The organism is Francisella sp. SYW-9 (assembly GCF_008711465.1).
In the GTDB taxonomy this organism is placed as follows: domain Bacteria; phylum Pseudomonadota; class Gammaproteobacteria; order Francisellales; family Francisellaceae; genus Francisella.
Window position 1 is genome coordinate 31906 of record NZ_VXKQ01000017.1, and the last position, 12415, is coordinate 44320.

Below are 12415 nucleotides of genomic sequence, written 5' to 3' on the forward strand. Positions count from 1 at the left end.
ATTTATATGATTAATTAGAATAAAACGTAGATAGCTGACGAAAGAGCGATAACTCCCACAGCTAGGATAAATATATCAGCAATTAGATTTTTGTATGTTTTTAGGTATTTGATTTGATAGATACTATATATAGGCATAATAAATAATATAACAGCTAGCACAAGACCGCCGATACTAGAGATCATATCTAAGATATTAGGGTTTAAATACGCCACAAGCCAACATAGTAAAAATACAACCGTAAGAGTTATAGGTTTTATATTTTCTTCTTTTATTCTATTTTTTGTTATTTTGCAAACTATACCATCTATACCTTCTTTTGAGCCTAAGTAGTGACCAAAGAATGATTTACTCATAGCAATTAGAGCTATTAAAGGAGCTATGTATTTTAATAAAGGATTATTAAAATGGTCTGCTAAAAATGAAAGGATAGAAATATTTTGTTGTTTTGCTAATTCTAGGTCATCAGGTCTTAGTGTTAGCATTGAACTAAAGACAAATATCACTACTGTAACAATCATTAAAACATTACTGTAAGCAATAATCTTTGAAGCTTTACCATCAGCATTTTGCTTATATTTTTTCTTTGTATAGACAGCTAATGAAGAAATAATTGGTGAATGATTAAAAGAAAAAATAAGCACGGGCATAATTATCCAAATAGCTAATATAACTCCTGAAAAAGAGTGATTATGCTCAAAGCTAGTATAGATTATAGAAAAATTCCAATAAGGTATCATCCATAGAGATAGAGCTATTAAGGCAAAAATAAATGGAAAAACCAAAAAGCTCATAACTCTAATAATAAGCTTTTGACCAAAATTAATAATAAATACAAGAACTATGATAGTTAAAAAGCTTAAGAGAAGTCGGTTAGGAACTTCACAGTGTATTTGGTGTGAGTAAAAGTTTGCAAGTGTGTTTGTAATACCAACACTATAAACAAGTAATATAGGTAGTATTGCGAAAAGGTATAAAATATTGAAAAATATTCCTCCAATCTTACCAAAATAATCATCAGCGACTACAGTTATATCCGAGCTTGTATTTGGGTTTGATATTACAAATCTACATAGAGCTCTATGAGATAAAAAAACCATAGGAAATATAAAGAGTAAAACAATACAAACCGGAACTATTCCTGAGATACCTGTTTGGATAGGTAAAAATAATACACCTGCGCCAATAGCTGTACCAAATAAGCTAAGTGACCACATTAAGTCTTCATTTCTTTTCATACTAAGCTTAATAAAAGTTATAGAAACTTATACTAATAATTAAAAAAATAGTTAATAGACTTTAATGTAAAGTCAGATTTTTGTCAAAATATAGATGAAAAAATGAAGAATTATTTTTGAGATTTTAACAATGAATAAAGTAAAGACATTCTAATAGGTATACTATATCTAACCTGTTCAAAGTACTTTGAACAACTAAGCTCATCTATAGATCTGTCCATTTCATCAACTCTTGGTAGGGGATGAAGGATTATAAAATTACTTTCTGTTGATATATGTTTTCTATCAAGATAGCAAAGATCTTTATTTTTTAGGTAGCTTTCTTCATTAGGAAATCTTTCTCTCTGTACTCTTGTTACATAAAGCACATCTAAATCTTTTAGCGCTTCAGCGCTTACCTCTTCTAGTTCAGTAAAAGAGTTACCATTCTCTTTTATAAAATCTCTAAGTTTTTCAGGTATTTGTAATTCTTTTGAGGATATGAACTTAAACGAAGCATTATACTTAGCAAGGATATTTGTCAAAGAATGAACAGTACGACCATATTTTAGATCACCAATAAAACCTATCTTTAGATTATCGAGAGAGCCTTTCTCAGAATAAATAGTATATAAATCAACTAGAGATTGAGTAGGGTGCTCATTATCGCCATCACCAGCATTTATAACAGGAGACTCTACATATTTAGAAAATTCTTCGACACTATGAGGTTTAGGGTGACGCATAACTATAATATCTGCGTATTGATCCATCATTCTACCTGTATCATCAAGAGTTTCACCTTTTTGAGTAGAACTTGAAGAGCCATTTTCTAGAGAGATAACTTTTCCTCCAAGTCTGTTCATAGCTGATTCAAATGAGAATCTAGTCCTAGTACTTGGCTCAAAGAATAAAGAAGCTAAAACCTTGTTCTCTAGATCTTTTATAGGCTCTGATTTAGCTAATTTATCTTTATAGATATCAGCTTGGTGAAAAAGGTTTGATAGATCATTTTTATCTATTTGATCGCCGCGTAGAAGTTTTTTAAATGATAGCATTTGTAATCTCCATTGAAGCTTGTCATTCCCTCGAAGGAGGGAATCTCAGAAATATTAGACAGATACCTGCCTGCGCAGGTATGACAATTATACTATGTGTATAATTAGCTATTAATCCACTCTTTTACAGTTTTAACACTAAAGGAGTTATCAATAGCTTTCATATCTTTTGCTGCAGCTGCAAAAGCTTCAAAAGCACCAGCTGTTGTTACATAAGGAACTCTACTCATAATAGCCGATCTTCTTAGAGCTAAACTGATATTTAATTCTTGTCTAACAGAAGTGTTAACAAGTAGATCAACCTCACCATCTTCGATAGCATTGACAGTACTATGTACTTGATCATTACCAATATTATCAGAAGCCTTATCAAAGAATTTACACTCAATACCATTTTCTCTTAAGAAGCGTTCTGTACCTTTTGTAGCAAAGATATTAAAGCCTAGTTCAATAAGATCCTTAACAGGTTGAACTATCTTAGGCTTATCTGCGTCACTTACAGATATTAGGATATTTCCTTTTAGAGGAAGCTTATTAAAAGCCATTTCTTGGGCTTTGTAGAATGCTACACCAAAAGTTCTATCCATTCCCATTGCTTCACCTGTAGATTTCATCTCAGGACCTAAGTAGCAATCTACATCTTCAAACCTACCAAATGGAAATACAGCTTCTTTTACAGAGAAGTGTCTTGGTATTGGGTTATTTAATATAAAGTCAGAAAGCTTTTTACCAATCATAAGTTTAGTAGCAATATTTGCAATACTATTACCTGTAGCTTTTGCAACAAATGGTACTGTTCTTGAAGCTCTAGGGTTTACCTCGATCACAAAAAGTTCATCATTTTGATAAGCAAACTGAACATTCATTAAACCTATTACATCTAATTCTCTAGCTAGTTTGATAGTTGCTTGTTTGACTTCTTCAATTTGCTCATCTCTAAGTGATCTAGTTGGTATGGAGCAAGCAGAATCTCCTGAGTGAATACCTGCCTCTTCAATATGCTCCATAATCCCTGCCACAAATACACGATCGCCACCATCAGCAAGAGCATCAACATCTAGTTCAATGGCATTTTCTAGGAATTTATCAATCAAGATAGGCCCTTCAAGAATACATTTAGCATTTTTATTAATATAAGAGTTTAGCTCTTCTTGAGAGTGGACAATTTCCATAGCTCTACCACCGAGTACATTAGATGGTCTGACAACTACAGGATAGCCAACTTTGCTAATATTTTTCTTTAGCTCATTAATAGTATATGCAATAGTGTTTAGAGGTTGTTTTAGGCCAACGTTATCTAGTAGTTCTTTAAATCTTTCTCTATCCTCTGCTAGGTCGATTTTATCAGGGTCTGTACCTAGTATTGGGATATTATTTTCATGAAGAGCAGATACTAGTTTTAGTGGGGTTTGGCCACCGAACTGTACGATTACACCAAGTACTTCACCTTTACGCATCTCATTTTTGATAATGTTTAAAACATTCTCAGCACATAGAGGTTCAAAGTATAATTTATCAGAAGTATCATAATCTGTAGAAACTGTCTCTGGGTTACAGTTGATCATGATTGTCTCGATACCTTCTTCTTTAAGCGATTTTGCTGCATGAACACAAGCATAATCAAACTCGATACCTTGACCAATACGGTTTGGACCACCACCTAAAATTATAACTTTTTTGTTATCTGATATATCAGACTCGCAATCACGTACAATCTCTTCGTAGCAGTAGTGTTCATAAGTTGAGTATAAATAAGAAGATTTTGACTCAAATTCAGCCGCACAAGTATCTACACGTTTAAAAGTAGGGTAGATTTCTTTACCAAATCTAAAGTTTCTAATATATCTCTCGGTTCTGCCGACAATCTCAGCAATTTTAGCATCTGAGAAACCAATATTTTTGTAGTATGAAAATTCTTCTTTACTATTTGGTAAGCCAGATTTTTTAAGAGTCTCTTCTGCAGCAACAATATTTGCAATTTGCTCGATAAACCAAGGGTCTATCTTACAAGCATCATGAATATCTTTTTCACTGATTCCATATCTAAGAGCTTGAGCAACTCTTAAGATACGCATAGGAGATAGCTCTTTTAGTGACTCTAGAATCACAGCTTTATTTTGATAGAAAGATTTCTCTTCATCATAGCCTGGGATTTCAACTTGATCTAAACCTGTTAGGCCAGTCTCAAGAGATACTAGAGCTTTTTGTAAGCTCTCAGAGAATGATCTACCGATTGCCATAGCTTCACCAACAGATTTCATTTGTGAAGATAGGTTAGCTTTAGTTGTTGGGAATTTTTCGAATGTAAAGCGAGGGATCTTTGTAACTATATAGTCAATAGTTGGCTCAAATGAAGCAGGTGTAACCTTTGTAATATCATTATCAATTTCATCAAGAGTATAGCCAACTGCTAATCTAGCAGCTACTTTTGCAATAGGGTAACCAGTAGCTTTTGATGCTAATGCTGATGATCTAGATACTCTAGGATTCATCTCAATAACTACTAACTTACCATCTTTAGGGTTTACGGCAAACTGTACATTTGAACCACCAGTTTCTACTCCGATCTCTCTAAGTACAGAAATCGAAGCATCACGCATTATTTGGTATTCTTTATCTGTCAAAGTTAAAGCTGGTGCTACTGTGATACTATCACCAGTATGGATTCCCATAGGGTCAATATTTTCTATTGAACATACGATGATTGAGTTATCAGCTTTATCGCGGATTACTTCCATTTCGTACTCTTTCCAACCAAGGATAGACTCATCAATTAGTACTTCATTAGTTGGAGATAGGCTTAGACCATTTTTCACAATTGCTTCAAACTCTTGTCTAGTATTAGCGATACCACCACCACTACCACCAAGAGTAAATGATGGTCTAATAATTGCAGGTAAACCAATATCCTCTAGAGCTTTATACGCTTGCTCCATAGATTGTACAACGACATTTTTTGGTACTTCTAAGCCAATCTTTGCCATTGCTTTGTTAAATCTTTCTCTATTTTCTGCTTTATCAATAGAGTCAGCTTTTGCCCCAAGCATTTCAACATTATACTTTTCTAGAATACCAGCTTTATCTAATTCCAAAGCGCAGTTAAGAGCTGTTTGCCCACCAACTGTAGGTAATATAGCATCAGGCTTCTCTCTAGCTATAATTTTACCAACACTTTCAACTGAGATTGGTTCAATAAAAATCTTATCGGCTGTTGTAGGGTCGGTCATGATTGTTGCAGGGTTTGAGTTGACTAGAAATACTGTATAGCCATCTTCTTTTAGCACTTTACATGCTTGAGTTCCTGAGTAATCAAATTCACAAGCTTGACCAATAACAATCGGTCCAGCACCTAAAACCAAAATACTTTTTATATCTGTTCTCTTTGGCATCTTACTAATTCCCTTTTTTACTTTCTGCTATCATTTCAGCAAATTCATTGAATAAATACTTACAGTCGTGAGGTCCAGGAGAGCTCTCTGGGTGATATTGCACTGCAAAAGCAGGTCTATCTGTAAATCTCAGACCCTCAACAGTACCATCAAATAATGAGCTCATATGAATTTGGATATTGTCTGGAACTACATCATCACATACTACGAAACCATGGTTTTGGCTTGTGATAAGTACTTTTTTAGTATTTGCATCAAGTACAGGTTGGTTTACGCCGCGATGACCTTTATGCATTTTTTTAGTCTTTAGACCCGCCGCTAGAGCTAGTAGCTGGTTGCCTAGACAGATACCAAATATTGGCATTTTATCTTCTAGGAGTTTTTTGATAACAGGCATAGTATAGTCAGAAGTCGCAAATGGATCTCCAGGACCATTTGATAAAAATACACCATCAGGATTATGCTTCATAATATCTTCATAAGTACTATCAGCTGGCACTACAGTTACTTTAAATCCAGCATCTACAAGGTTCCTTAGAATGTTGTACTTAACACCATAGTCTATAACTACAACGCTGTATTTATAGCTTTCTTGATGTTTATAAACTCTTTGTCCTAGTGAGAAAGTATGCTCATTCCAATCGTACTCTCTATTTGTTGTAACACTTATCGCTAAGTCTCTACCACTAAGGTTTGATTTGTTTTTGATTCTTGATCTGACATAGTTTGCATCAAGAAACTCACCAGGTTTTACAGATAGTATAGCAACCCTTACAGCACCTTCTTTACGTACTTTACGTACGATTGCACGAGTATCAACACCACATATACCAACGATGTTTCTGTTTTTAAGCCATGTATCAATATGCTTTTTTGATCTAAAGTTTGATGGGCTAGTTAGGTTTTCTCTAACAATTAGGCCCTTGGCAAATACGCCTAGTGACTCGTTATCTTCATTATTTATCCCAACATTACCTATATGAGGGAAGGTAAATGTGATAATTTGTCCCGCGTATGATGGATCTGTTAGAGTCTCTTGGTAGCCTGTCATTGACGTGTTAAAACAAATTTCGCCGTCAGTCCAACCACGAACACCTATTGATCTTCCTAGGTAATAAGTACCATCTGGGAAAACCAATATCGCATTAGTCATATCATTAGCTAATATCATAAAACAACCTTACTGTGATGAGTGAGAATTAAAGAAAAAAAGTGTCTGAAAAATTTTTTTATCATTTACTTCTTATAAAGTTAATAGACAAATTGAAAGTATTCTAGGCATTCGATTACTAGATGTAAAGAGTGTTTTTTTAACTTTTGCATAAATTAGTTTTTAGGGTAGTTTTAAAGCCGTTTTTATATTAGAATTAATTTTTATCCCTTAAGATTTATGCTGCTAAAACCCTGTACAAAGAACAGTAAATTATCTAGCAGAATCCTTTATTTTCAATGTTTTTAGAGAACTGTATAAGTTGATTCTGACTTTATGTTTCAAAAATGCTAATATTATGCAAATTAAATATGATAGGTAATAAAACAAATGAAAAGAATTGTCACAGCAATTACATTATTCGTGCTATTAATCCCTGTAGCATACTCTCAAGGTAAACTAGTTTTTGTATCGTTGGTGACTCGTCATGGTGATAGAGCTCCTTTTGCGAATATCAAAAACGCTAACTATGATTGGGGTACTTCTTTATCAGAGCTTACACCAATAGGCATGAATCAAGAATATAATTTAGGTAAACAGTTAAGAAAGAGATATGTTGAGCAATTTAAACTTTTGCCCAAAAACTACCAAAACCAAAGTATCTCGGTATTATCAAGTCATACAAATAGAACGGTTGAAAGTGCACAAAGCTTACTAATGGGTCTTTATCCTCCTGGGACTGGTCCAGTTTTAGGTAATGGTAAGGCAGCTATCAAAGATAGAGTTCAACTAGTACCTATAATGACTCTAACAGCAGACTCAAAGCTTCTTCAATTTCCTTATCCAAAATACTTAGCGGTATTAAAAAAGTATGTTTATAACTCACCAGCTTGGCAGAACAAGACTAAAGAAGTTGCACCTGATTTTGCAAAATGGCAAAAAATATTAGGTAATAAAATATCAGGCTTAGATGATATCTTAGTAATAGGAGATGTTCTGATTGTTGCTAAGGCTCATGATAAACCTCTACCAAAAGGTCTATCTCAAAAAGATGCTAATAAGATAATTGCTTTAACAAGTTGGGGCTTAGCGCAACAGTTTAAGTCACAAAAAGTTTCTTATATTATGGGTGGTAAGATTACTAATAGAATAATTAGTGATCTAGATAAAGCTGCTGTAGGTAAATCAAAATATAAGATGACTTATTATTCAGGTCATGATTTAACGTTACTTGAGATTATGGGAACTTTAGGAGTACCTTTAGAAAAAGCTCCAGGCTATGCAAGTAATTTACAGTTTGAACTATACAAAGACGCTAAGAACTATACAGTTAAGCTTAGATATGATGGCAAATATGTTAAATTACCAATTATGAATAAAGATGACAGCTGTACTTTAGTAGCATTAGAAGAATATATGCAGAATATCAATAAGAAGTTTCAAAAGTAGAAATTCAAATTAAAAGCTAATTATCTATAGTTTATTGTAGTGATAGCACAGTGTGCTATTTTTTATAGCTATACTAAACAGCTGACAGATCTGTCACTACATGAAATAGCTAAATTTTTATTCTCTTATATAAGTTTTATAATATTGAAAAGTCATTCCCTCGGCTTTTCTATAGTCTGGAATAGTATCTCTTGACTGACTATCAATTAACCCAAAGTTTATATTTGGGGAGAAGTTTTTACCTAGCTCATCTTGAGAGACACTAAATGGCGGTGTTTGAGCCTCTTTATCATGCTCCATCACTAGAAGTAATATTTGTGTTTTATCTGAGCATGTCTCTTGCATCATCTTTGCATATCTTTCTCTTAACTCAGGAGGTAAGGCAATATATGCACCTCTATCATACCAAATATCAAAACTAGGTAAGTTTTTAAGTATTTCAGGTAAATTAAAAATATCAGACACATATATTACAACATCTTCACCTTTATAATATTTATAGTCTTTTTCTTCGATAACTTCATATTTGATGCGATTTTCTGTAAAAAATGAGATAACCGCTTTTTCTGATAACTCAACACCTACCACTTTAACTCCTTTTGAGAGGAAAAATAATATATCTATACTTTTGCCACACATTGGCATAAAACAAGTTGATGAACTAGTTATTTGAAGCTTAGAAAAATGCTTAACTAAAAACTCATTTGGAGATTCTTGACAGAAGTTTTCGACATCATTATTTTGCCATCTATCTAGCCAGTACTGGTTGTTATTAGTATCTATTTTATCCATTTGCTTATGATTTGAAGTTATTGGCTAACTAGACATGTTAACATGGATATAGAGCAAATATTAGTTTTAAACCTGGTGATTTTAAATATGGTTTATTATAATTTTCGTAGATTGTAAAGGAGGAAAAAATGCAAAATCAAAGCTTACTTATCAAAAATGCTACAGTTATAAATGAGGGGAAAACGTTTAAGTCAGATGTCTTAGTAGAGAATGGCAAGATAGCTCAAGTTGCTGCAAATATAGATAAAGCAGCAGATAAAATTATTGATGCGATAGGCCTTCATCTACTGCCAGGGATGATAGATGATCAGGTGCATTTTAGAGAGCCTGGACTTATGCATAAGGGAGATATCGAGTCAGAATCTCGTGCTGCGGTGATGGGCGGTATCACATCATATATGGAGATGCCAAATGTAAATCCAGCTACTACAGTAGTTGAGCGTTTAGATGAAAAAAAAGAGCGTGCTGCGGCTAGATCGCATGCAAACTATGCTTTTTATCTAGGTGCAACAAATGATAATGTTGAAGAGTTAAAACGCCTAAAACCAAATGATGCTTGTGCTATCAAAATCTTTATGGGCGCTTCAACTGGTAATATGCTAGTGAACAATCCTGAAACTTTAGAAGGTTTCTTCAAAGATAGTCCATTACTTATTGTAACGCATTGTGAAAATACGCCAATGATTACAGAAAATGAAAACAAAGCACGTGAAAAATATGGTGAAGATGTACCAATGGATTTACATCCAGAGATTCGTTCACGTGAGGCTTGTTTTAAATCATCTGAGCTTGCAGTAGGTTTAGCAAAGAAATATAACTCAAGATTACATGTATTACATCTAACTACAGCTGAAGAGATGGTACATTTTGATAATACTATTCCTCTTGAAGAAAAGCGTATCACAGCAGAGGTTTGTGCTCATCATTTATTCTTCTCACGTAAAGATTATGCTGATAAAGGCTCGCGTATTAAATGTAATCCAGCGGTTAAAGAAGAAAGTGACCGTTTGAAACTACTAGAGTGTGTAGCAAATAATACTATTGATGTAATTGCTACAGATCATGCGCCACATACTTGGGAAGAAAAACAAGGTACTTACTTTAAAGCTCCAGCCGGTATGCCACTTGTTGAGCAGGCTCTTATCTTAGTTCTAGAGCACTATCACAAAGGTTTCTTAACTTTAGAGCAAGTTGTGCAAAAGACAGCTCATGCTCCTGCTATAGTTTATAAAGTAAAAGATCGTGGCTTTATCCGTGAAGGATATCACGCTGATTTAGTATTAGTAGATCTTAATGATCCGCATACTGTGACAGATGAATGTTGTCATTATAAGTGTGGTTGGACTCCGTTTAACAATGTTACTTTCCAATCAAAGGTTCAGACTACAATTGTAAATGGTGTAGTGAAATATCATAAAGGCAAAGTTGTTAGCGATCAAAGAGGACAGTGTTTAGAGTTTAATCATGAGTTTTAATTTTAGCCAGAGGAATTTCTAAACTTTCACTATTTGCTAGTAAGTTTTAGTGATATGTTTTTATTAAGCACTTTGTTCAAACAGCCTTTTTATCATTAGATTTTATTTGAATTTTATTGCTATAAAATTACTAAAATTTATTAGGATATCTATATAAGCTATTATGTAATAGCATTATATAAACTAGATAATATGATAAAAGCAATTAAAAAATATTTTTATTCATTAGTCTTAGTAGGATTTCTATCGCATTCTGCTTATGCTTGTACAGCAATTGCAGCTTCAGGAAAAATGGTTGAAGGTGGAGGGACTTTATTAGCAAAGAATAGAGATGCTAGTCCTTTTGAGTATGAGCAACTTAAAGTTGTTAAGCCAAAGCAAGGATATAGTTATATTGCTTTAGTTTATGGAAAGACTAAAAATAATATGCCTTATATCTCAAGCGGTATAAATCAGTATGGTTTGGCTATCACAATGAATGACGAATCGAGTCGTCCAAATAAAGATAAAAATATAGATAATGATGTTGCTAATACAATAAAAACAATTTTAATGAAGTATAAAACGATTAAAGATGTTCAAGAACATGCTCAATCTCTTTTTGGTAATAGTGAACTAGCAAATTATACGCTTAGTGATTCGACACAGGTTGCGAGTTTTCAAGTAGGTGCACATGACATGTATGCAGAGAAAGTTATTAGTAACGGAGTTGTTTGGAATACGAATTATTACAACTTAAAGCTTCTTAAAAAGCAAAATATAAAAATTCCATTTACAACAGCTGGTCGTAACAAAACATTACAGTTATGGTTAAAAAAAACACATACTCCTTACAAGATGGGAGATTTATATCAGCTTTTAGGAAGTTATTATAATGGTCCTTACAGCAGTATTAGTAGGGATGTTACTATTGCTAAATTTATGGTTATCAATCATAAAGGTATTATTAATGTATATGTAAACTTTACAAACTCTACTCAACGCTATATTGCTTACCGGTTTGATATTACACCTAAATTTTTTGAGTCTCAGAAAGAAGGAGAGATTAACAAAAAATATAGTATATTTGAGCAAATGAAAATATACATAGAGCAACAAAAAAAGAACTAACGTTATAAGCAAAGAGAGCTTAAATTATGAAAATAAAATAAGTAAAGATTGTGAATATATCAATATGTACTTTTGATAAGTTTAATGAAATTGATTCTTTTATCTCTTTTCATATCTTATCAAGGTTAAAGAGGTACTATCCATTTGTTAATGTCTCTATAGTGAGTGATTCTAATGACATTACATCAATGAATGGACTAAAAATAACAACTGATAAAAATATTTCTGAAATTATTAATGATGATGTCGTTATATTTGGAAGTTCTAGTAATACTAATAAATTAGTAGAGAATGAACAAATAATTTCTAAACTAAAGAAAAATATATCTTTTAAGAATCAACTAATCTGCTCTCAATGTTCAGGAGCATTGTTTTTGGAGAAGTTAGGTCTTTTAAAAGGTTTAGCTGTTTCTACAGATATTAAAACTGCAGAAAAATTAAGAAGCAAAGGTTATGAGATTGTAAATAAGCCTATATCTATAAATAACAATATAGTTTCATGCGGAGGGTGTTTATCCGCAATATATTTATCTGCATATATTATTAAAAAATATTTTGGGATTGATACTTTAAGTAAAGTTTTGCAAGAAGTTATTAGTAGTGGAGAATTTAATCTAACTTTAGATAATATTTTGGATGTTATTGATTAGATTTTATTCAAATCTATATGCTTTCATGACAGCACTTCGAATTTAATTGCTAATGAGTACAAATTAATAAATTTATTGTAGTGAACACAGCACAGTGTGCTTGTCTTATTTCAATCTAAACGACC

Annotated in this window: 9 protein-coding genes; 4 read left to right on the plus strand and 5 right to left on the minus strand. The window is 32.8% G+C overall.

Annotated elements, in window-relative coordinates; all coding sequences use genetic code 11:
• Positions 1-14: 14 nt before the first annotated feature.
• From F3D62_RS08285 to carA, 4 genes are all read right to left on the minus strand, one after another.
• A complete protein-coding gene (locus F3D62_RS08285; RefSeq protein WP_150467782.1) occupies positions 15-1238 on the minus strand; it encodes an aromatic amino acid transport family protein in 1224 nt (407 codons plus the stop codon).
• A gap of 110 nt (positions 1239-1348) precedes the next feature.
• Complete coding sequence (gene pyrB, locus F3D62_RS08290; RefSeq protein ID WP_150467783.1) at positions 1349-2275, minus strand: aspartate carbamoyltransferase; 927 nt, start codon at positions 2273-2275, stop codon at positions 1349-1351.
• Between the two features lie 104 nt (positions 2276-2379).
• Positions 2380-5664, minus strand: coding sequence for a carbamoyl-phosphate synthase large subunit (carB, locus tag F3D62_RS08295; RefSeq protein ID WP_150467784.1), 3285 nt, complete (start codon positions 5662-5664; stop codon positions 2380-2382).
• Between the two features lie 4 nt (positions 5665-5668).
• Positions 5669-6835: a glutamine-hydrolyzing carbamoyl-phosphate synthase small subunit gene (gene carA, locus F3D62_RS08300; RefSeq protein ID WP_150467785.1), complete on the minus strand. Its 1167-nt coding sequence runs from the start codon at positions 6833-6835 to the stop codon at positions 5669-5671.
• A gap of 369 nt (positions 6836-7204) precedes the next feature.
• Between carA and F3D62_RS08305 the strand changes: the two genes are divergently transcribed.
• Complete coding sequence (locus F3D62_RS08305; protein ID WP_150467786.1) at positions 7205-8263, plus strand: histidine phosphatase family protein; 1059 nt, start codon at positions 7205-7207, stop codon at positions 8261-8263.
• 117 nt (positions 8264-8380) lie between these two features.
• Here F3D62_RS08305 and F3D62_RS08310 read toward each other — a convergent pair whose 3' ends face one another.
• A complete protein-coding gene (locus F3D62_RS08310; RefSeq protein WP_150467787.1) occupies positions 8381-9055 on the minus strand; it encodes a thiopurine S-methyltransferase in 675 nt (224 codons plus the stop codon).
• Positions 9056-9183: 128 nt separating this feature from the next.
• Here F3D62_RS08310 and F3D62_RS08315 point away from each other — a divergent pair, with 128 nt between their 5' ends.
• From F3D62_RS08315 to F3D62_RS08325, 3 genes are all read left to right on the plus strand, one after another.
• Entirely contained in the window at positions 9184-10530 is a 1347-nt protein-coding gene (locus F3D62_RS08315) for a dihydroorotase (RefSeq protein WP_150467788.1), read from the plus strand.
• A gap of 192 nt (positions 10531-10722) precedes the next feature.
• Positions 10723-11640 (plus strand): carcinine hydrolase/isopenicillin-N N-acyltransferase family protein, encoded by a 918-nt coding sequence (locus F3D62_RS08320; RefSeq protein ID WP_150467789.1) that lies wholly within the window; start codon positions 10723-10725, stop codon positions 11638-11640.
• Positions 11641-11690: 50 nt separating this feature from the next.
• Positions 11691-12290 carry a DJ-1/PfpI family protein gene (locus F3D62_RS08325; RefSeq protein WP_150467790.1) on the plus strand — a complete coding sequence of 200 codons (600 nt, stop codon included), beginning with the start codon at positions 11691-11693 and terminating at the stop codon, positions 12288-12290.
• The last annotated feature ends 125 nt before the right edge of the window (positions 12291-12415 follow it).